Genomic DNA, 19,829 nt, shown 5'->3' on the forward strand with positions numbered 1-19,829 from the left:
TGATACCCACGCAGTGACGGATAGGCCATCGCGGAATCTCAAGGCTCCGAGATCGCCGAATGATCTCGGATACCCATCTTCAACCGAACGTGATCACGGCTGTTCATGGCGTATGCTCCGCGCTCCGGGGACGGCTAGGAAGGGGTTCCGATCACGTTCATCCCGCCCACAACTCTGCTCAGCAATCATACGCTGACCGATACTGGCGTCCTTCGGTATTCTGGCCATACAGGCCTTCAACGTATCTTCAACGGCCCCGGCTGCGATTCTCGGCTCGATGATGGTATCGGCTCCAGGCGCACGCGTTACCGGGAGCGGATCAGACACCTGGGCCGAGACCACGTGCCACGAGGGGGCGAACAGGAGGAGCGCCGCACAGAACATCCACTTGCTCAGTGTCATGATGCATTCCTTCATCAAAATGGCCATTGCCATGGTATTGCCTTCCAGTCCACTGACGATGCCGCATATCGATTAAGCCTGACCACAGTATCTTCCGAAACCTATTCGCGATCTGCTCAAAATAGTACAGCTTGCAAACATTGCAGTGGACGTGACATATGCGATGGTCTGCCTCCTGAATTCTCCGAATCTGATCAATTGGGCTCAGCTTCCATCTAGTCAAAGGTCCAGTATAGCTTTCTGGTCTCATGAGGCATCCGATAGACAATTGCCAAATGATCAATATCCATGGCTGTCGAAAAAGCAGGCAGGGAGAACTTATGGCATGTGTACGATGTGGTGGGCTCCTGGTGCCTGAGGCCGGAAGCGGTTTTGTCGATGGTATCCGTTAGATGGATTTCTAGATGTTGAGATGTGTGAACGATGGTTGCATCGACGACTCCCTAATTCTCGAAATTGAAAGGAGTTCGATATGTTGTACTATGCACTGCTGTTCTTGGTGGTTGGAGTCATTGCCGGCGTCTTGAATCTGACCGGGGTAGCCGCGGTGGCGGTCCAGATTTCCTGGACTCTGTACTTGATCGGAATCATGTTGCTGGCGATTCATTTGTTCACAAATCGTTCCGTTCGGGTGCCCTGACCGGCAGGATTTGCTTGAACTCAAGCGCGGTACTCTACGATGAGTGTTGGTAAGCCAGGGTTGTTCGTCACAGAGGGGCGGCGGTGCATTGCCGCCCTTCATCAACTCTTCACCACCAACTGCATTCATGACGTCACGCCAACAGCTGCCAATACAGGCGATGAAGTCCGCGAGGGCGAGACAAGCTTCAGCCTGAACAAATTACCGTTCTCGGCGCAGTGTTGGAGACCAATGCCGTTCCCCTTGGAGATCCTCACACTCTATGGACACCAAGAGAGCCGCCTACTTCGACAACAGAGTCTTGCTCCGTGACGACCCGCTCCGCTTGGCTTCTACGCCGCTGGCCAACTCTTCCCGCACCAGTCCCAAATGGGTCTGCTCCCGTCGAAGGACCTGAATGTGCGCCTGGATATCAGCCAACATACAATCGATTTCCCGCACCCTGATCGTCAGACCGGCCGGCCTGCGGTGAATGGGCTGCCGACTGTCCTCACCAGTCACGATGCTCGCCAATGTCCGAGATGAATCTGGCATACCTTTGCCCCGGTGTTCCATCGTGGCTCCCTCCTCAACGCAAGATGTATTTCTACTTTCTGTCAGCTGCCATTGTCGGAACGCTCCACATAGACGCACGCATCAAACACTCCTCGATCTGGCCTCTGTTCGGCGAGTCCCAGATTCGCCTGCATTCCTTCTCTCTTGAGACAGCACTTTCATCTGCTTCTCAAGCCCATCGCCCTCCTGCTGAAGGCCAAGTTCCTCTATGACGATGACAATGCGTGAGTCGTCGTGAGGACTTCGATCTGACAGTCCAAGCCCACGCACGAGGATCCTGCGCCTTCCCTCGAAGAGGACACGCTTCAATTCGAAAGGCTCCCAGATATTGGCTGCTCTGCGAAGGTCCAGTCCTGCTTGGATGGCATCCCGTAGTTCGCGCAGCGGCGCGGCATAGTCGAGACGGCCTGTCACTCCAGACTCTCGGCCATTCATGTAGAGCAATTTCTGCCCACGAGAAAACATCAGGACTTCGGGTTGGGAGTACTCGATGTCATTCTGCAGCCCCCCCTCGGAGACCGATCTCTGTGCACCCCGCATCCGTAACTTATGGCCCCGCTGCCTGATGGTGTCCCCCCTCATGTCAATGCCTCCTGACGATCAGAAAGAGGGGTGTGCATGCACATCCTGCCAGCCTCCTCCCGCCTGGTCGAGTGTGAGATGAGCATTCACTGGCGCAGCTTCCACTCATCGGATCGATGCATACGCATCCACGGGAATCTTGAGGTGTTCAGCATCCCTCGCCCTCACCTTCCCGCGCGAAGTTACCCGGGTTCTCACCGCAGGATGGACGCGATTTACACGAACGATGGCATCCTCGATACACCCACAATTGATGCAGCGTGTGCCGGTGTAGAGCGCGCCCGACTCAATGTTCAGATCATCAAAGATTTCACAGACTAGTAGTCCCTGACAGCGTCGGCAAACCATAGCCCCTCCTTTTGCACCCAATGCTCTTCCCTGAAGCATCAGGCACGACCGTAAATTGAAACCTTTCGCATTCAGGCTCATTCCCTCAAGAGACCTGCGAGACTCTCCGCGTGTGCTTCTTCCTGCGCTAGTATCCGCGCCAAGACCTGCTGGGTCGTCGGATCATCGGAGCCGATAGCGGCGATCATGGCGCGATAGCTCTCGATCGCGATCCGTTCGTCAAGCAAATCGGCCGTGATCATCTCCACCAACGACTCTCCTTCGACATCTTCAGCATGGCTCCGGATCAGCAGCCGTTCAGGAGACAAATCCGGCTTGCCTCCAAGCTGGGCAATGCGCTCGACCAATTGATCAGCATGCGCTCGCTCCTCAGTGACATGCTGGAGAAATCTCGCCTTCACGTGACGAGCACTGATCCCGGCGGTCATAAAGTAATGGCGCTTGTACCGGAGGATGCAGATCACTTCCGTGGCCAGCGCCTCGTTCAGCAATCTGATTACCGTCTTCCTGTTGGCCTTGTTCCCATCTGTTGTTGCGGTATCTCTTATCACGGTAGTTCTCTTTATGATTCAATCCTCGCTGGCAGCGGCCCCGTTTGTATGATCCCCACCTGAAGTCTCCTGCAACATTCCCATTCTCCGGTCCGGACCAGATTGTGTGGCAACCTCGTGCCGGCTACGACGGCCTTGGTTACAGACTCAGTCTTCCTGGACTCCTAAGCGACTGCGTGCGCTGCTCGATCACCGATCGCGTATGGGTCAATCGAACGCGACCGTTTCGTTTGAATAGTGAATTGGGCATGCGTAACCTCTTCCACGGTGCCGTGGGCCATGAGGATAAACTTATGTGACTTGAGCGCCGTTTCGTAATTGAGGACACTGGCTTTGGGAATCCCCAAGTTATTGAACGCCACTCCGATTGCCGTCACTCCCCCGGTCTCCACGGTCTCTTCAAGTGCACCGAGGACCCACCCAAGGAGAGGCCCCGCGATCAACACCGGGCCGATCCCACGGATGACCGTGCCCCAATATTTCATGTGATCATCGCCGGTGTTGTAATAGCCCACCACGTGTTTGTCTGTGTGGTAGTCCTTCCCGACGATCGACAGCTTCTTCACACTGAAGGCCGCTTGTTTGAGCTCTTTGACGGCGGCCTCAGCCTCGGTGTGCGTGTGACAAATGGCAACGACTGCATGGCGCTCACCCATAGCCGGCTCTCCTTTTTGTGTCGTGCTCTTTGGTCTCAGAGTCCCGCCCGGTATACCCCTATCGAATCGGGACCAGGCCTCTCATCTGTCGCATGCATATCCACGGCATTATTCATGGAGACGAGCATAATTGAGCGGACGGCTGCAGTCTGTTCACAATTGCTCAGTTAGGAACTGATTGCACAATAGTAGAGACGGCGGATTTAGCTTGGTTTGGTTCTACGGAACCAAATACGCGGAATCAGATGGAGACTCTAGTCGTGGAGCACGACATTGAGGAGACAACGTCGTCGCACGACCTTGATCCCTTCCATGATGAAGAATGGCAGCAAGCCCATGGCTCCCATCAATGCCCAGTCTTCCATCGGTAACGGAACGACCTTAAAAATCGACGCAGCCACTGGAACCGTAAGCACCCCCACTTGCACAACAAGCGAGAGGACAACGGCCCATACCAGCCCGCGATTCGTCCCGACGCCTAACTGGAAAAGCGACAGCCGTTGGCTCCGGCAATTGAAGACATGCACCAACTGCGCCACTACCAACACCGTAAAAGCCACCGTCCTGGCTTGATCCAGCTCCTGATGCAGCCCGTAGAGGCTATAGCTGAACGCGCCTAACGCGATCATCCCCAGCATCAATCCCTCTGCACCGATCGCCCGTAATCGTTTACCGTCCAGCAGTCGAGCTTCTGGTCGGCGAGGTGGACGCGTCATCAGATCGGGCGCCTTGGGATCGACCGCCAGCGCCAATGCCGGAATGCCGTCCGTCACGAGATTCATCCAGAGGATCTGAATCGGCAGGAGTGGTAGGGGTAGGCCAAGGAGCGCCGCAAACAGCATGACCAGCACTTCACTCAAGTTACACGATAGGAGGAAGTGGACGGCCTTCCGGATATTGTCGAAGACCCCCCGGCCTTCTTCCACCGCTGCGGCGATTGAGGCAAAGTTGTCGTCCGTGACCACCATATCAGCGGCTTCTTTCGTCACATCGGTTCCGGTGATCCCCATCGTAATGCCGATATCCGCTGCCTTGATTGCAGGCGCATCATTCACGCCGTCGCCCGTCATGGCCACAATCGCACCTCGTTGTTTCCAAGCTCGGATGATACGCAACTTGTGCTCCGCCGAGACGCGCGCGTAGACCGTGACGCGCTCCACGCGTTGGGCCAGTTGGTCCTCTGTGAGATTGTCGATCTCGTGGCCGGAAAGCGCCGCGCCGTCACCGTCACCGTCATGCAGACCTAACTCCCTGGCGATGGCAAGTGCCGTCTCTTTGTGATCCCCGGTAATCATCACGGTGTTGATCCCGGCTTTCCGGCATAGACGAATGGCCTCCGCCGCTTCAGGTCGCACGGGATCTTTCATGGCAAACAAACCGAGAAACACCAGATTCTTCTCGACAACATCGGCAGAGAGATTCGAGCCATGCCCGTCGAGTTGCCGATGCGCCACGGCAAGCACGCGAAGCGCCTGGTGTGCCAGGGAGGCGTTGATATCGAACATGATCTTCCGTTGTTCATCGCCCATGGGTTCGATAGGCCCCTCGAGGGTCCGGCGATGCGTGCAGCGGGAAAGCAAGACATCCGGCGCCCCTTTCACATAGGCCATGCTCCCGTCCGACGTGCGACGGATGATAGTCATCATTTTCCGTTCGGCATCGAAGGGGAATTCTGCTTCGAACGGCGTGCTGCCCTCCAAGCCTTCCTTCGTCAATCCGACCTTCGCCGCCGCAACCAGAAGCGCACCTTCCGTCGGATCGCCGACCACTTCCCACGTTCCATTCCCCTCTCGTAATGTCGCACCATTGCACAGCACGGCTGCCGCCAGCAGTTCGCGCAGAGCCGGAAGATGGCTCAGGTCTCTGTCCTGGCTGTTGGGCTCTGAGTTGGCGGAACGAAGCTCAATTCTTTGTCGGGGTAACTCAGAACCGCTTTCTCTCGCCTTCGACGTCTCACGGATTTCACCGACTGGTGCGTACCCTTCACCGGTCACATCGAAGGCCGTGGTGCCGACGAACAATTTCGTCACCGTCATCTCGTTCTTTGTCAACGTGCCCGTTTTGTCCGTGCAGATGACCGTGGCCGATCCGAGCGTTTCGACTGCAGGCAGTTTTCGGATCAGCGCATGCCGTTTCACCATGCGGGTCACCCCCAGTGCCAATGTAATCGTCACCACGGTGGGAAGACTTTCCGGCACGGCCGCCACAGCCAGACTCACCGAGGTCATGAACATGGCCACCAACGGCTCGCCGCGAAGATAGCCCAAGGCAAACACAACAGCGACAACGGCCAGCGCCAACCACAAGAGGGTGTAGCCGAACCGCTCGAGTCGGCGTTGCAGCGGGGTTTCCGTCCGTTCTGCCTCCGATTCCTTATGAATCATCGAGGCGATCCGGCCCAGCTCCGTGTTGAGCGCCGTCGCAACGACCAGCGCGCGGGCCTTGCCTAAGACCGCGATGGTGCCCATAAATGCCATATTGGTCCGGTCGGCTAAGGGCACGTCGGGCCCATCAAGCGCGGTTGCTGCTTTCTGAACCGGCGTGGATTCGCCGGTCAGCGAGGCTTCTTGAACCTGAAAGTTTGTGGCATAGATGAGCCGAGCATCCGCCGGGATACGGTCGCCGGCTTCCAGGAGAATGACATCGCCTGGCACCAACTCGCGCGCGGGAATGGATCGAAGCACACCGTCACGGAGCACCTGAGCGGTCGCCACCGACATTTTTCGAAGTGCAGCCAAGGACCGCTCGGCCCTGAACTCTTGCACAAACCCGAGCAGACCGTTGAGAAACACAATGGCAAAGATCGCTGCCGCATCGAGCCAGTCTTCCAAAAGACCGGAGATGATCGCCGCTCCGATCAACACCCAGACAATGACGCTCGCGAACTGAGAGAGAAACAGTTTTATACGTGACGGCGGCAGAGCTTCGGGCAGTTCATTGGGGCCAAATTCGGCATGACGCCGCTCGACTTCCTGGCCGACGAGCCCATGCTCGGCATCGCTGCCAAGGATGGCTGTGAGCTTATCCGATGTGAACTGCCAGGTCTTGGTCGTCTCATTCTCCAGCAGCTGAGGCATAGCGGATATCCTTTTCATGGCAACAGCAACCAGAGCCTTCGCCTGCTTGCGAAATTTACTTGCGGTGGCATAGCTGAATTCAAACTGACCCTCTACCAGCGTTCGGCCTTTACAGGGGCTACCCAGATGTCCGAGGTGGAAATACCGACCCATAGCGCTGCGGGAATTGTTCCTGCCGCCGGTCCGGCAGATGGATATCGAAGAGCTTCTAGAACGATGGAGCGGTCCACGTGAGACGACCGAATCCAAAACCGAGCCACATGTTCCGTCTCACGACCTTTGCGATGGCTGACGCTCTCAGCATCCTGCTAACCCAACGCAGAGTCAATCCACCCGCCCACATAATGCGTGATCGCAATCACACTGATCCCGATAACGACGTGTTCCATAATGACTTTCCAAGCCCGAATCTGCTGGGCTCGCGCCAGGAGATAGCTCAGCACGCCGAGCAGCATGAGGCCCCATCCCACGCTCACCGTCATGGCTACGTCCAGCGGCAACAGCAACACCGGTACGGCAAAGGTTAAGGCGATCAGGAACTTGGCAACAAAGGTGGTGATGGTCGATTCCCATATTTCCGACACAACCCCGTTATTCTTCGACTCCTCAGCAACGTGCATGCCTAAGGCATCCGACATCGCATCGGCAACCGCAATCGTCAGAATGCCACCGATGACAACGGTTCGTGAGTGGGTGCCTGAATGGAGCCCTACCATCAGCCCCAATGTCGTGATCACCCCGGACGTGAGACCAAAGCTCAGACCGGTTTTGAACGATGTCTTCATCGACCTTCGTTGCCGACCCGCATGCGTGCACCTGAGCCCTCTTGCCCACAGTCCCCCCCGCGAGGCCCTCCGACTACTATGAGCATAGCCGTGGTGGACGATCTCATGGGAGTGTCTTCTTGCGACACTCGCTTCACTTGTGTCTCAATCCTGGCTCACCTTATCCGACGGAACAGTCTGGATCTGCTCAATTCCGCTCACATGGGAAGCTTGGCGCCTCGCTTCCATGACAATCGCTTCGAGACAAACCTTGTCGTGATGGACCGATCATGCATCACCTCTCCCGTTGTGCAGCGCTATGCCCCACTCCAGCACCATCCTCAGCATGAGAGACTTTCCCAGAGACTACCCGACCGGTACGTCAAGCAAATACAATTCTCCTTCCACCTCCTGGTGTAGGTCGCAGCGGAACGTTATCTTTCCCTGTCGGTCAGGCGTCAGATGAATCGTCAACGTCTTGCCGGGATCGAGGTGGAACCCTTCGATGCCCGTTCCGAAAGCCTTGATGCCCTCTCCTTCACCCTGAACGGAGCAGCCCAGGAAGAGGGGCGAGATGAATCCATGCCGGACCGCGTCCTCGTTGTGGACCACGAACGCCATCGGTGTTCCCGCGCGAATCGACTGCATCGTTGTGCGCACGTACTTGAAGTCGCGGATGGTGCTCTCGATGCCACACCAGTGCCCGCGTTAGCCGCTTCTCGCTGGAATTAAACGGTTGATCCACCACATCCTCTTGGACTCAGATCGAATGCGAGAGCACAGAGGACATGAACACGTTGTCAAATCTTGGCTGTTTCTGTAGCAGACGGAGCATTGTACCGACGCTGGCAAGGCAACGTCTCAATCAGAACCGTGATGCTGATCTGATGGAGCCGGGAAGAGGAAACGGCTAGCGCTGCTTGAAGTACCGGAAGAATTCAGAATCTGGACTCATCACCAAGGTCGATCCGTCCTTAAAGGCGATCTTGTAGGCTTCCATCGAACGCGTAAATTCGAAAAACTTTGGATCTTGGCGATAGGCATCGGCATAGATCCGAAACGCTTTGGCATCACCGCCGCCTCGAAGTTCCTCAGATTGCTTATAGGCTTGGGCCAGGAGGATTTCCCGGTCCTTTTCGGCTTCTGACCGTATTTTTTGCGCTTCCTCTGCGCCTTCAGCCCGATATTGTTTCGCCTGTCGCTCTCGTTCCGCTTGCATACGCGCAAACACCGCCTTCTCGTTTTGTTCGGGCAAATCGGCACGTTTGATCCGGACGTCCTGAATCTCGATGCCGTACACGGACGCCTTCTCATTCGCTCGTTCCGTGACCACCTTCATAATATCGGCCCGCGTGCTTGAAACAATCTCCAGTAACTCATGCCGGCCCAACTCAACACGGAGCTCGGAATAAATGATATCGTTCAAACGTTGGAGCGCCCCTCGTTGACTTTGGAACGCTTGATACACTTTCAACGGATCGGTGATCCGCCATTTGGCGAAATTATCCAAGAGCAGCGTCTTCTTGTCCGAGGTAATGACATCCTGTGCGTTTGAATCATAATCGAGCAACCGCTTCTCGAAATACGTTACCTCCTGCACAAACGGGATCTTCACGTACAGCCCTGGTTCGGTGATGTTGCGGACGGGCTTACCGAGTTGCACGACGATGGCCGTTTGGATCACGTCCACAACAAAGAGAGGCAACGCCCCCAGGGTAACTAACGTGACGATCATGGCGAGGAGAGCGATGAACAGTCGCGGTTTGGTCATCATGATGAGGGGCCCCTCGACCTGATCGTAGAAGGTAACTCCGGCCGGAGTTCCTCGGCCTCTGGTTGCGGGACGGGCTTGGCCTGAGGCTTTGATCCTGGCCTGGAGAGACGATCCAACGGCAGATAGGGCAGCACCCGCTCGCCGCCCTTCCCGTCGATGATGATTTTTTCCATCTGGGGCAAAATCGCTTCCATCGTTTCGATATAAATCCGTTTGCTGATCACGTCCTTGGCTTGGCTGTACTCTTTCAAGGTGGCGAGGAAACGATTCGCCTCGCCTTGCGCACGGTTCAGGCGTGCCTGCGCAAACCCTTTTGCTCGGTTCACCAGTTCGGCGGCTTCCCCCTTCGCTCTCGGGATAATGTCGTTGCGGTAGCCCTGCGCCTGATTGATCAGCTTTTCTCGGTCTTCTTTCGCGTTCGTGACATCCTTGAAGGCGGCCGCCACGGCTTCCGGTGGATCGACGTCTTGGAGCTGCACCGCAGCGATCTGCACACCAGATTGGTACTGATCAAGAATGGTTTGCAGCAACATCATGGTGTCTGCTTGAATCACGGCTTTGCCGGTCGTCAAAGCTTCATCGATCTTGCTCTTGCCGACCACTTCTCGCATCGAGGCTTCAGCCGCCTTTCCGATGGTTTCATTGATATCCGCGACGTTGAACAGGAAGTGGCGGGCTTCTTTGATCTTATATTGGATGATGAATTCGATCCCAAGGATGTTCATGTCGCCGGTTAGCATCAGAGCTTCTTGGGGCACCATCTGCTGGCGTCCCTGCTGGGTGGTGCGGAAACCAACTTCCACTCGATAGAGTTTCTCGACCTTCGGCTGGAGGACGGTTTCCACGAAGGGAATCTTGAAGTGCGGTCCGGGGTCGGCTGCGCGAACTGGAACTCCAAACCGCTTCACCACCCCTTCTTCGTCCGGCGCAACGATAAACACGCTCTGCCAGCCCAGGAAGATCAATACGCCAACAATGATGATCGTCCGGGCGCCGCCGGAGGGAAGAAGGTTCTTAAATCCCCCAGAGGAGAGGAGATCTGTGAATTGCGCCTTGGCCTGTTTGAGCGCCGCTTTAAGCGGGTCCGATTTCTCGCCCCATGGCTCTTTAGGGTCCCAGGTCATAAATGGCTGATCTCTAGGCAATTAGAAGCATCAGTTACAGCTCTCGGCTCTGACTCAGCATAATGCAGTACCCCGCTTCAGTCTGTTCAGAATTGCTCACTATTGAAGAAGTATGAAATGCTGGCACAGCGGAAGCGCCTGACTGGGATGGGTTGAAGCAATGGCGCCGAATCAGCAGGAGTCTCTGGTGTCGCATCCAGGATGTCGGTTAATGAAGCGCCATTCGACGAGCGTGGGATGAACGGAGCACTCCACGCGCTTTCAGCATGCACTATTAGTCGTGGAGCACGACATTGAGGAGGGAACTATGCACGTGTAATGCGCCATTCCCGCGTGACCCACCTTTGTAATCGATGAACCCCAGCTTACGGAACTTGTTCATAAAGAAGCTGACGCGCGAGCGGGTGGTGCCCACCATTTCAGCCAACGTTTCCTGACTGATCTTGGCAATCACCGTCTCCGGTTTGCTCTCCTTACCAAAGTGCGCCAACAGCAGCAACGCCCGCGCCAGCCGCTTCTCGCTGGAATTAAAGAGCTGATCCACCAAATCCTCTTGAACGCGGATCGAATGCAGCAGCAGATAGGACATAAAGGCTTCGGCGAACCTGGGGTGTTCCTGCAGCAGACGAAGCATCACGGCTTTCTCGATGCGGAGGATACGGGAATCTTCCAAGGTGGCGGCGGTCGCCGTACGGATCATCTGGCCCACAAGGCAGGATTCGCCCACAAAAGCACCCCGCTCAAGAATCGCGATGACGGCTTCCTTGCCGTGTTCCGAGAGCACGGTTACTTTCACCTTGCCCGCCTGGATATAAAATACCGTATCGGTCGTATCTCCTTGAGAAAAGAGAATATGTTTCTTGGGTAACGAGAGAACCGTTGAGCCCTTGTCACCCTTATTGAGAAAAATGTCCGGATTGAACGGTGTCCGTATACGTACCATCTCTCTCGCCCTCCTCTCTCCTGTTTAGACCGACTGAGCCAACCCTGATATCGGCCGGGTCATGACGTCATCGTACTCCGCATATGCATCAGAAGCCCATACAGATGGTTCGTGCCCACCTCCGACATAGTCTCTGCGTGATATCGCTCTGTACATTCAACAGGACATCACGTTATCGGCCGCGATTCAGTGAATAGGATCCGCCGGACGACGAGACGGGAGCTTGCAGTCGCTCCACGCTCTGTTGCATCTCTCGTAATGCCAGACCGATCTGCTTGGCCGAGCAGTGACGCAGGGCATGGATACTCTCTCCCGTCCATAACCGCAGGCCTTTTCTGGGCGATGAGTTCAGTGTCAAAACATAGGTGCGCGTTGTCGTCTTCATAGTAGCCTCCATGATCATTGAACCTACTGTTTCATGTTCGAGCCGAGCCTGAACCAACCGGCCATGTTCCGTGTCCCGCTATACCGTCCGAAATACCGCCATGAGATCCGTCAAGGCCATGGTCTTGTGTTTTAGTGCGGCCCGCTCCGCTTTGAGCTCTTCCAACGCGACCTCTCTAGAGGCCCCGCCCATCAGGCAGGCCTTCACAAGCGAGCCGACCCGATTGCACTCTTCCTCGACCTTTGCCTGGACCACCCGATTGCCGGCCAGCATGTCCAGCACAGCGGCCCTGGTCGAAGCAAGATGCGCCTGTAACTCGTCCTCTGGATCGTTGCTCCATCCCCCCTCACTCACGCAGCGATCCATGCTTTGAGCCAACAAGAGATACAATCGAGCCAGCGTCTCCGTGATGGCGAGATGGCTATGAACGTAAGAGTGAACAGTCATGATTCATACTCCTTCCGGTTGCAGACACCAGTGCATCTCCTAACGGCTTACACATCATGAGAGAGCCGACTACCTGGCCCCAGCACGGTGTGCGCGGAACGACTTGGCTCCACCGTATCCTGCATGGATGTCTTCAGCGCTTGGATCGTTCTTGCGACATCTTGTTCCGTCGATCCAAAGCGGTCTCCCATGACCTTAATTGCCTGAGCGATCGCTTTCTTCATTCTTGAGATTTGCTCATCTGCTGTCATAACTCCCCTTCATGGGTGAACCCTCGCAGTGAATCTGATCAGTGAGGACACCCGGTTGGTACGTTCCGCCAGCATCAATAAGACAACCCCACTCAACAGCAAGCTGCAAGCCCCCTGAGTCACGCGTGAAGCTATTGCAGCTGCATTCACCCCCCGAGAATCACTTCGACCACAAGACATATCTCGGTGTAACACAACATCTCGAACTTCTTCCCGCATATGCGCGCAGTGAGGAACATCCTCTACGCATCAAAGCATCGCCACCCTCTGGCGACAATGCGAAGGGAGACTGCTGCTTCCATCACGTTGGGGAGAAGCAGTGCATGCAGAGGATGAAGCAGCCTCCTGTATTCAAACGCCAGAGAGAAGCACTTGCCCGCCACACTGCGTGCTCTCACACAAGTACAGCCTAGAGATATTAACTGTAAATTGTCAAGTATCTTCTTTCCATACTGCCACTACATCTATATACTTCACCTATTTAGTTAATCCTGCATTTGGAGGTTGTTCATGGACATTGCGCTCATCATCAAGAATCGCTTGAAGGAGTTGAGGCTGGGGCAGCGGGATCTCGCCCGCGCGGCCAATGTGACTGAATCATATATCTCTCAGTTGCTCACACAAAAGAAACTCCCGCCGGCGCCTAACCGAACGGATGTGTACGAAAAGATTGGACGTGCACTGAAATTGCCGCAGGGGCAGCTCGTCAAGCTAGCCGAGCAGCAGCGTCATGACGAGCTCAGGAAACGGATCGGAGACCAACCGACCCCCTTGCTGCACAACGTGCGCGAGTTGATCCTTCGCAAGTGCCATCCCCGAAAGACCAAGCAGATCCGCGAGATCTTCGAGAAGCAACACTTCGGCGAACTGGAGCGGTTCGTCACGCAGAAACTGCTGGGTGTCGTCCAAAGTGTCGCGCGGCAGGAACTCGACAATCCGACATGGATGCGCAAGGTGGCCAAACTGAGCAAGAAAAGCTATCCGCAGATGCGCGTCACCGTACTGGAGTTCTTAGATACGACGATCTTTGATCTCTCGAAGGAGAACTGCATTGCGTTCCTCGATCCCTTGATCGAGTCCTGGAATATTGACCTTGCCACCTTTTGCATTGAGATTGTGCTCAACCGCAGAGTGGCGCCGGGACACCACAAAACGTTCGAGTTCATGGAACGGGGACCGGAGAAAACGTCAGGAGAAGAGCCTGGGCTGAAGGACTTTCTTCAAGACTCCTTACTGAGCGGAGATGCCACGGAAGAGGAACTTGTGTTTCTGCGGGCGTTGACGTTTGAGAACAAACGGCCGACCGCACTCTACTACTATCGAGAGCTTCAGAGCCTCAGAGACCCGCTGCACTTCCACCCTTCTCCCAGGAAACCTTCCTCACGGTAACTCCATCTTGATTCTTTGCTATTCGGTCAGCATATGGGTCACAAGCAGAGCAATCGCCCACGCCAACATATACACAAGCAGCACGTGTTCAAATTTTCTGTCATGCCACCTATTCATGACAGCCTCCCGATGTCCGGCGATAGCACGTCCGTACCGTACGAACCATCGCGTCGGCACATGGCTTCTTGTGGTCCCATTCTTTTTGACAGGATCATTTTGTACGGTCCACATCATGCACTTCCGTGCCGATCAGCAACGGGTGTCCCATGAATCTTGTGATGACTTTGACGTCATCCCATGAGTCTTCTCTTCGTGTACAGACTCCTCCGACAATGGCCATCATCCCGACTTCCATCAGGCAGACTAACGACGAGATCATTTCCGACTCATCATAGTCCGTCTTCTCCTCTTTCCTGTCGAACCTTAACCGATCCCTTCTTTGACCTGGCCGGCGGAGATCCAGGGACACGAGCCCGGATCCGAACGGACGGGGGTGTGCTTGCTCGATTGGCTTCAATGCCAGGATCAATCGACTCACCGCACAGCAGACAACGCCACCCCACGACGGCATCCGAGCTTGATGATTCCTGCATCCGATTGACGACCATGAGGCCTTGACACCGTAAACATTGCATTGAATTCTCCGGAGAAATAAATCTACAACACCTTCCTCAATGTATTTGTCCAGACAATGCACGCATAGATAGATTCAGCCTGATTTCGATGGCAAAACTGCAACCAGGATCGCCTGATGAACACTAAGAGCCTGACCATACAAGGTCTCCCTCGGCGAACATTCTGGTACCCCGACAATACCAATCACCTGAGGATGCCAGCAACGACCGCGCACTATCCCCGCCGGGAGCGTCACGTCGCACTATTTTCAAGCCTGTGCGATCACAGTGACCGGTTTCTGGATGTACTCTTTGTACCCGTATCGCTCGGCTAAATAGGCCTTGGCATCCTCGCTCACATACTCGGCAAACTTGTATCGATCATCTTCCACGGTCTTGGCGTCGGCCATTACTTGGTCGGTTGGGATCGCATACTCGATATTGCAGGAGGTATAGGCTTGGATATAGGTCGGACCGATCTCGCGAGCGATCAGCACAGCTTTCTTGATGCAACTTTCCACACGGCGCGGATTATTCGGTACGACTGTGGCGATATAGGCGCAGCCGGCGATCTTCGCCATGGCAACCATGTCCATTTTTTCGAACTTCTTGCCGAGCGGAGCCATCTTGAGCACGGCCCCTCTCGTCGTCATGCCGCTTTCCTGTCCGCCCGTATTCCCGTAGACTTCGTTATCCAGCATGATCGTCGTGAACCGCTCCTTCCTGAACCAGGAGTGGAGGACTTGCTGGAATCCGATATCGGCGGTCCCGCCGTCACCGGCCATGACGACGACATCCTTGGGTTTGTCGCCGAAACGAACTCGCAATCCGCGTGACAGTCCGCTCGCCACGCCATTTTGGTCTCCGTAGTTTCCGTAGACGAAGGGAATGGCCGCTTGGGAAATCGCCAGCCGACCGCAGCCCGCCGTTCCAACGGTAATCGTATCTTCGGGATTCGGAAACGCGACGATAGCAAGCCGGATGAACAGGGTCATCGCACAGCCGGCGCACATGGGATGCTCTTCGAGGATTTCTTTGAAGCTCCCCATCTGCGACACGGTCGTCTTCTTCCCGAAGGGCCCGTGTTCCACCATATCCCGATATTCTTTCGGCATGAAGGATTCGAATCCGGGGCTGAACTTTACATAATCGAGACTCATGAGGTACCTCGCTTTCGCTGTGGTCCGCCATTACGGCGGTGAGGGTTGCATTGCTTGCTGAGTCAACTGCCTACCCGCTGGTCTGTCGGGGCATCATGTTCATCCTCCACGTCCCGCCAGTACGCCGGATCGCATGCCGATCGCCTTCTTGACTTCCTCGACGATCACTTCCGGCGGCAAGGTCATGCCGCCACAGACACGCGGACCAGCGACGACCCGTTTGCTGTTGGGGATGGTGGCTTTGATTTCCTTGGCCATCCATCCGATGGCATTGAACTCCGGCACGATGATGTGTGAGGCATGCTTGGTTGCCTCGATGAGTTCTTCTTCCGGCCAGGGGCGCAGAGTTTTGATCTTGACCAGTCCGACGCGAATCCCTTCATCCGCCAGGAGGCGGATGGCTTCCCGTCCCTGGGAGACGGCAGTGCCCGAGGAGACGATGAGGATGTCGGCATCCACGTCCTCCGTTTCGATGAGGCCATCTAGCCAGGCGATCGTATGTTTGCGCGACCGTTCTGCAGCAGCCCAGATTTCCTGTTGCCAGCTCGCGTGTGTGGCGTAGCTGATGTAGTTGCTCTTCATCACAAAGGGATCGCGCATCATCCGGACCGGAGGACATTCCATATCCATGCAGGGAACGGGTGAGCGATAGGGATCATAGGGGGGCAGGCACATGTCGACCGGTGTCAGGTCGACGACGTCCTTCGTATGGGTCACGAAGAAGCCGTCGCAACAAAGCGCCAAGGGTAAATGTACGTCCGGCTCTTCCGACACCATGTAGCCTTTAAGAATCCAGTCGTAGAAATCCTGTGCGGTTTCGGCGTGCCAGACGAGCATGCCCGTATTCATGAGGTAGGCGATCTCGATCGTGTCCGGCTGGATGGAGAGCGGAGAATTGATGCCGCGGCAGGTCACGATACACTGGATCGGTAATCGGGCTCCGGACCACATCGGAAAGTTTTCCATCGCCCGCATCGTGCCCGGCCCGGCGGTCGTCGTGAAGACGCGGGCGCCACCGAAGGCAGCGCCGGCGCACTGCGACATGACCGCGAATTCACTTTCCCCACGGAAATAATCACCGATATAGCCCTCGGCAAAGAGCTCGCCGCAGAGGGCGGCGGCTTCGCTCTGAGGCGTAATGGGATAGGCCACCATCACATCAACGTTCGCGCGTCTGACGGCCTCCTTAATGACTTCACTGCCGGTAAAAAACGACGGTGTGCGAGGCGCGTCATTCATCATCACGCGTGGATCGGTGATGACTTGCCCCTTTTTATTCGTGGTTCCGATGATGGCTGTGTCGTCCATGGCTCGTCCCTTTCTATCGAACGGCGGTGGCCGGCGATTCGGCGCACCGTGCATGTCGTTATGCGCTGAATGAACTGCCGCACCCACAGGTCGTTTTGGCTTGTGGGTTCTTGATTGCAAAGCCCGAGCCTTGCACACTATCCATGTAGTCAACTTCGCAACCGGCCAACAGCGGGGCGCTCTGGGAGTCCATGATGACTTTGACGTCGCCCTTTTCAATGACGGTGTCGTCCTCGCTCATGGCAGACTCGAAGGCCATCCCGTACTGGTAACCATGGCACCCACCGCCTTTGACGAAGACGCGCAGGCCGACCGTGTCTTTCTCCTCTTGCATGAGTTCTCGGATCTTTCCTTCTGCCGTCGGTGTGATGGTGATCATGGCATCTCCTCTTCGCTAGTTTGTGAAGATACTCGATAGTTTCTATCCGACTCACGGGTTGAGACACTTCTCCACGGAAGTAAGTCATCGCCTTCACTCACGGGGAAAGCCTGCACGGCATCTCAAAGTGGCTCCGACGTCGAAGGAACGGAGACTGAGAAATCGGTCGCGCTAGAGAGGAAGCAGGAGGCGCAAGAGATTAGGACAGTCCGCACCAGGGACGTGGAGGCAGACCATAGATCAACCACATGTTCCTTTCACTTTGTGGCGTGTTCATACAAACTCTCGACGAATCATTTCGAGACCTATTCCTGCCTACTTGATCAGAGCACCTAGACGCTTATATTCCTGATCGTGCGACGAGAAACCAGACCAGGAAACTAGCCAATGCTACTAACAGCCCTGGGAATGCGATCGAGTCGATAGTATTTCTAGTTCGTGTTGTCATTCTGTTGCTTCTTTCTGATGGGCACATGATCGATAGGACCGGGTCATCCGACAAACAGGATACCCGTTGCTGCGCTCTGACCGACACTGAAGGCCGTGGAACTCTCTATCCACATCTTACAAATCTGACGGATGCGAGTCTGCTCACAATTGCTCACCGCGAGATGAACAGTTTAGGCAACTGAGTCAACCGCCGAAGCCGCACCAACTCTCGCATGCACAAGCGCATGGTCTTCCTTGGCTCGTTGCCCAGGAAACGCGACATTGAAGACGGCCAGATTGGGATGTTGAAACTCGAGGCGTTTTTCTCTATTCGGGAAGGATCGATCCCCGATCGCCAGCAACTGTTGCTTATTCAGAAGTAACTCCCGTTTGTCGTAGACAGCCCATTCATATTCCCGGGTCATGGCGAGTGCGTCGACTGGACAGGCCTGGACACACATCCCACAAAAAAGACACCGCGTCATGTCCATGGAATATTCCTTGGCATATCGTTTAACGGGTTCGCCCGGCACTTCGTCGCTCACAACTGTGATTACACGCGAAGGACACGCGGCTTCGCAGAGATCACACCCCACGCACTTATCAGTCCCATCGTCATAGCGCAACAAGGCCAACATACCCCGATAGTTGTCCGGCAAGCTCCGCTTCTCATGTGGGTATTGGAGGGTTATTGGCTTGTAGTGAATGAGGTGGCTCATGGTCGACTTCATTCCTACAGCAATCTCATAGAAGGTGATCAGCTTGATCCAAGCCGTGAACCCACGATAACGTTTTGCGAATCTCTCTCCGAGCTTCATCAGTATTCTTTCTTGGATCTGGTGAACTATCCGTCGCACGCGTTCTCGCCTGCATCTCTAGTGCGATGAGCTGTGTTCGCTCCTCCATATCATGGCCGGCGGAGCAGTTCGGCGCGAGAGATACACCGCGACAATCAGGACCACCACGACCAGCACATTCGCCCCAAGATCCATGAGATAGCGGTTGAATATGAGATCGGTCAGTTCGCCCATGTACGACACTTGAGCCCCGGTCGTCAGGATGCGCCGCGTGGAGGCAATCACGCAGATATACAAGAATGGTTCCAAGGTAATCACTTTAGTCTTGAGAAAATTAATGGTGGTCCTGAACAACTCCAATAGAATGATCACCAGTAAGAGATCGTGAACCAGCCCGAGGACTGCCAGAACCGGGTCTTCTCCCACCGCCACCGCGAACACGTACCACGCACGGAGAAAGAGCACCATGCTGACCGCCAGAAAGCTCAGTCCAGTCGTGAAGTATCCAAACCCGTCAAGGGCTTCCATCATGCCGATGGTCTTGTCACTCAGGATCCCTTGGAAAAAAGACCATCGGTTGGTCTGGTTATGTCTACCCAGTTCGACAACTTTCTCCATGATTTCTCCTCACGTACCACACATATCCTCATCTTCACCCATCAGGTGCGCCGCCCTATGCTGGGCAAAGGGGCCACAGAGTTGCCTCCCACCTTGTCTGCTGTCTGATGGTGCAATCAATACCGGCTATCTTCCTGCTCCTCTGGGATCGAGGCCCAAATCGTGATGCCCCACAACAGCACTATAATTCCGACTAAGCTATAGATCTGATACATATTGCTCACCTCCTACTCAGTGCCACTTCACGTGTGCTCGTTTACCTCTACCCGCTCTTCGCCTCAGTCTCCTGAATGCAGGCAGGGTCAGGAAGCTACTGTCGGCCTTTGTGAATCTGCCGTGAGCGGCATTCAGAATTTCGGAGCCGCTCGCATCATTTTTCTCACCTCTTCTTCGCCCGCACAGCTTTGTTCTGCCAGCATGCGTTGCCCGGCAGTGGCAAACGCAGGAATTCTGGCCACGCAGGCTTTGAACGTATCCTCCGCAGCACCCGATGCCGTGACGGTACGCTCTGCGATCGGAGCGAATCCCACGGCTTTGTCTACAAGCAGATCTGCCGCTTGAACCGGTTGAGTCGATCGTATCGACAATGCGGCGAACAGCACGATGGTCAAGGCGACAACTCCAGATTTGGTAATA

General features: G+C 55.4%; 24 protein-coding genes. 2 read left to right on the forward strand and 22 right to left on the reverse strand.

Annotated features, from left to right (window positions below; all coding sequences use genetic code 11):
* Positions 1–93: 93 nt before the first annotated feature.
* Positions 94–402, reverse strand: a complete 309-nt coding sequence (locus ACYX34_RS20145) for a hypothetical protein (RefSeq protein ID WP_462078369.1) — start codon at positions 400–402, stop codon at positions 94–96.
* Between the two features lie 472 nt (positions 403–874).
* On the opposite strand from ACYX34_RS20145, the gene ACYX34_RS20150 reads away from it, so the two are divergent.
* Positions 875–1,042 carry a DUF1328 domain-containing protein gene (locus ACYX34_RS20150; protein ID WP_462078370.1) on the forward strand — a complete coding sequence of 56 codons (168 nt, stop codon included), beginning with the start codon at positions 875–877 and terminating at the stop codon, positions 1,040–1,042.
* 282 nt (positions 1,043–1,324) lie between these two features.
* Here the strand turns inward: ACYX34_RS20150 and ACYX34_RS20155 are convergent, their stop codons facing one another.
* The 14 genes from ACYX34_RS20155 to ACYX34_RS20220 all read right to left on the reverse strand — a co-directional run bounded on the left by ACYX34_RS20155 (position 1,325) and on the right by ACYX34_RS20220 (position 12,472).
* A complete protein-coding gene (locus ACYX34_RS20155; RefSeq protein WP_462078371.1) occupies positions 1,325–1,597 on the reverse strand; it encodes a hypothetical protein in 273 nt (90 codons plus the stop codon).
* 81 nt (positions 1,598–1,678) lie between these two features.
* Complete coding sequence (locus ACYX34_RS20160; protein WP_462078372.1) at positions 1,679–2,179, reverse strand: hypothetical protein; 501 nt, start codon at positions 2,177–2,179, stop codon at positions 1,679–1,681.
* Positions 2,180–2,284: 105 nt separating this feature from the next.
* A complete protein-coding gene (locus ACYX34_RS20165; protein WP_462078373.1) occupies positions 2,285–2,527 on the reverse strand; it encodes a hypothetical protein in 243 nt (80 codons plus the stop codon).
* A 77-nt stretch (positions 2,528–2,604) separates the two neighbouring features.
* Positions 2,605–3,078, reverse strand: coding sequence for a ferritin-like domain-containing protein (locus ACYX34_RS20170; protein ID WP_462078374.1), 474 nt, complete (start codon positions 3,076–3,078; stop codon positions 2,605–2,607).
* 164 nt (positions 3,079–3,242) lie between these two features.
* Positions 3,243–3,734: a general stress protein gene (locus ACYX34_RS20175; protein WP_462078375.1), complete on the reverse strand. Its 492-nt coding sequence runs from the start codon at positions 3,732–3,734 to the stop codon at positions 3,243–3,245.
* Positions 3,735–3,988: 254 nt separating this feature from the next.
* The gene (locus tag ACYX34_RS20180; RefSeq protein WP_462078376.1) at positions 3,989–6,811 is read right to left on the reverse strand and encodes a cation-translocating P-type ATPase; all 2,823 of its coding nucleotides are present in this window, start codon (positions 6,809–6,811) and stop codon (positions 3,989–3,991) included.
* A 308-nt stretch (positions 6,812–7,119) separates the two neighbouring features.
* Positions 7,120–7,596, reverse strand: coding sequence for a VIT1/CCC1 transporter family protein (locus ACYX34_RS20185; RefSeq protein ID WP_462078377.1), 477 nt, complete (start codon positions 7,594–7,596; stop codon positions 7,120–7,122).
* 345 nt (positions 7,597–7,941) lie between these two features.
* On the reverse strand, positions 7,942–8,223 hold the full coding sequence (locus tag ACYX34_RS20190; protein WP_462078378.1) for a cupredoxin domain-containing protein: 282 nt from the start codon (positions 8,221–8,223) through the stop codon (positions 7,942–7,944).
* 262 nt (positions 8,224–8,485) lie between these two features.
* Positions 8,486–9,349, reverse strand: a complete 864-nt coding sequence (gene hflC, locus ACYX34_RS20195) for a protease modulator HflC (protein WP_462078379.1) — start codon at positions 9,347–9,349, stop codon at positions 8,486–8,488.
* Entirely contained in the window at positions 9,346–10,473 is a 1,128-nt protein-coding gene (hflK, locus tag ACYX34_RS20200; protein ID WP_462078380.1) for an FtsH protease activity modulator HflK, read from the reverse strand. Before hflK ends, hflC begins: the two co-directional genes overlap by 4 nt.
* A 274-nt stretch (positions 10,474–10,747) precedes the next feature.
* Complete coding sequence (locus ACYX34_RS20205) at positions 10,748–11,416, reverse strand: Crp/Fnr family transcriptional regulator (RefSeq protein WP_462078381.1); 669 nt, start codon at positions 11,414–11,416, stop codon at positions 10,748–10,750.
* Positions 11,417–11,588: 172 nt separating this feature from the next.
* Positions 11,589–11,801 carry a hypothetical protein gene (locus ACYX34_RS20210; protein WP_462078382.1) on the reverse strand — a complete coding sequence of 71 codons (213 nt, stop codon included), beginning with the start codon at positions 11,799–11,801 and terminating at the stop codon, positions 11,589–11,591.
* Positions 11,802–11,879: 78 nt separating this feature from the next.
* Positions 11,880–12,248, reverse strand: coding sequence for a hypothetical protein (locus ACYX34_RS20215; protein ID WP_462078383.1), 369 nt, complete (start codon positions 12,246–12,248; stop codon positions 11,880–11,882).
* Between the two features lie 47 nt (positions 12,249–12,295).
* Positions 12,296–12,472: a hypothetical protein gene (locus ACYX34_RS20220; protein ID WP_462078384.1), complete on the reverse strand. Its 177-nt coding sequence runs from the start codon at positions 12,470–12,472 to the stop codon at positions 12,296–12,298.
* 537 nt (positions 12,473–13,009) lie between these two features.
* Between ACYX34_RS20220 and ACYX34_RS20225 the strand changes: the two genes are divergently transcribed.
* A complete protein-coding gene (locus tag ACYX34_RS20225) occupies positions 13,010–13,888 on the forward strand; it encodes a helix-turn-helix domain-containing protein (RefSeq protein ID WP_462078385.1) in 879 nt (292 codons plus the stop codon).
* A 211-nt stretch (positions 13,889–14,099) separates the two neighbouring features.
* Here the strand turns inward: ACYX34_RS20225 and ACYX34_RS20230 are convergent, their stop codons facing one another.
* From ACYX34_RS20230 to ACYX34_RS20260, 7 genes are all read right to left on the reverse strand, one after another.
* The gene (locus ACYX34_RS20230; RefSeq protein ID WP_462078386.1) at positions 14,100–14,426 is read right to left on the reverse strand and encodes a hypothetical protein; all 327 of its coding nucleotides are present in this window, start codon (positions 14,424–14,426) and stop codon (positions 14,100–14,102) included.
* A gap of 345 nt (positions 14,427–14,771) precedes the next feature.
* The gene (locus ACYX34_RS20235) at positions 14,772–15,662 is read right to left on the reverse strand and encodes a thiamine pyrophosphate-dependent enzyme (protein WP_462078387.1); all 891 of its coding nucleotides are present in this window, start codon (positions 15,660–15,662) and stop codon (positions 14,772–14,774) included.
* Between the two features lie 99 nt (positions 15,663–15,761).
* A complete protein-coding gene (locus ACYX34_RS20240) occupies positions 15,762–16,970 on the reverse strand; it encodes a transketolase C-terminal domain-containing protein (RefSeq protein ID WP_462078388.1) in 1,209 nt (402 codons plus the stop codon).
* A 58-nt stretch (positions 16,971–17,028) separates the two neighbouring features.
* Positions 17,029–17,349, reverse strand: a complete 321-nt coding sequence (erpA, locus tag ACYX34_RS20245) for an iron-sulfur cluster insertion protein ErpA (RefSeq protein WP_462078389.1) — start codon at positions 17,347–17,349, stop codon at positions 17,029–17,031.
* A 620-nt stretch (positions 17,350–17,969) separates the two neighbouring features.
* Positions 17,970–18,596, reverse strand: a complete 627-nt coding sequence (gene nuoI, locus ACYX34_RS20250) for an NADH-quinone oxidoreductase subunit NuoI (RefSeq protein ID WP_462078390.1) — start codon at positions 18,594–18,596, stop codon at positions 17,970–17,972.
* A 57-nt stretch (positions 18,597–18,653) separates the two neighbouring features.
* Positions 18,654–19,193: a phosphate-starvation-inducible PsiE family protein gene (locus ACYX34_RS20255; protein ID WP_462078391.1), complete on the reverse strand. Its 540-nt coding sequence runs from the start codon at positions 19,191–19,193 to the stop codon at positions 18,654–18,656.
* Positions 19,194–19,540: 347 nt separating this feature from the next.
* On the reverse strand, positions 19,541–19,829 hold a 289-nt coding region (locus ACYX34_RS20260; RefSeq protein WP_462078392.1), incomplete at its 5' end, for a hypothetical protein.

It is taken from the genome of Nitrospira sp. CMX1 (assembly GCF_054902215.1).

Coding starts and splice junctions, on each gene's coding strand:
- ACYX34_RS20145 (WP_462078369.1), bottom strand. CDS start 402: ATGACACTGAGCAAGTGGATGTTCTGTGCGGCGCTCCTCCTGTTCGCC.
- ACYX34_RS20150 (WP_462078370.1), top strand. CDS start 875: ATGTTGTACTATGCACTGCTGTTCTTGGTGGTTGGAGTCATTGCCGGC.
- ACYX34_RS20155 (WP_462078371.1), bottom strand. CDS start 1,597: ATGGAACACCGGGGCAAAGGTATGCCAGATTCATCTCGGACATTGGCG.
- ACYX34_RS20160 (WP_462078372.1), bottom strand. CDS start 2,179: ATGAGGGGGGACACCATCAGGCAGCGGGGCCATAAGTTACGGATGCGG.
- ACYX34_RS20165 (WP_462078373.1), bottom strand. CDS start 2,527: ATGGTTTGCCGACGCTGTCAGGGACTACTAGTCTGTGAAATCTTTGAT.
- ACYX34_RS20175 (WP_462078375.1), bottom strand. CDS start 3,734: ATGGGTGAGCGCCATGCAGTCGTTGCCATTTGTCACACGCACACCGAG.
- ACYX34_RS20180 (WP_462078376.1), bottom strand. CDS start 6,811: ATGCCTCAGCTGCTGGAGAATGAGACGACCAAGACCTGGCAGTTCACA.
- ACYX34_RS20185 (WP_462078377.1), bottom strand. CDS start 7,596: ATGAAGACATCGTTCAAAACCGGTCTGAGCTTTGGTCTCACGTCCGGG.
- ACYX34_RS20190 (WP_462078378.1), bottom strand. CDS start 8,223: ATGCAGTCGATTCGCGCGGGAACACCGATGGCGTTCGTGGTCCACAAC.
- hflC (WP_462078379.1), bottom strand. CDS start 9,349: ATGATGACCAAACCGCGACTGTTCATCGCTCTCCTCGCCATGATCGTC.
- hflK (WP_462078380.1), bottom strand. CDS start 10,473: ATGACCTGGGACCCTAAAGAGCCATGGGGCGAGAAATCGGACCCGCTT.
- ACYX34_RS20205 (WP_462078381.1), bottom strand. CDS start 11,416: ATGGTACGTATACGGACACCGTTCAATCCGGACATTTTTCTCAATAAG.
- ACYX34_RS20210 (WP_462078382.1), bottom strand. CDS start 11,801: ATGAAGACGACAACGCGCACCTATGTTTTGACACTGAACTCATCGCCC.
- ACYX34_RS20215 (WP_462078383.1), bottom strand. CDS start 12,248: ATGACTGTTCACTCTTACGTTCATAGCCATCTCGCCATCACGGAGACG.
- ACYX34_RS20220 (WP_462078384.1), bottom strand. CDS start 12,472: ATGAAGAAAGCGATCGCTCAGGCAATTAAGGTCATGGGAGACCGCTTT.
- ACYX34_RS20225 (WP_462078385.1), top strand. CDS start 13,010: ATGGACATTGCGCTCATCATCAAGAATCGCTTGAAGGAGTTGAGGCTG.
- ACYX34_RS20235 (WP_462078387.1), bottom strand. CDS start 15,662: ATGAGTCTCGATTATGTAAAGTTCAGCCCCGGATTCGAATCCTTCATG.
- ACYX34_RS20240 (WP_462078388.1), bottom strand. CDS start 16,970: ATGGACGACACAGCCATCATCGGAACCACGAATAAAAAGGGGCAAGTC.
- erpA (WP_462078389.1), bottom strand. CDS start 17,349: ATGATCACCATCACACCGACGGCAGAAGGAAAGATCCGAGAACTCATG.
- nuoI (WP_462078390.1), bottom strand. CDS start 18,596: ATGAAGCTCGGAGAGAGATTCGCAAAACGTTATCGTGGGTTCACGGCT.
- ACYX34_RS20255 (WP_462078391.1), bottom strand. CDS start 19,193: ATGGAGAAAGTTGTCGAACTGGGTAGACATAACCAGACCAACCGATGG.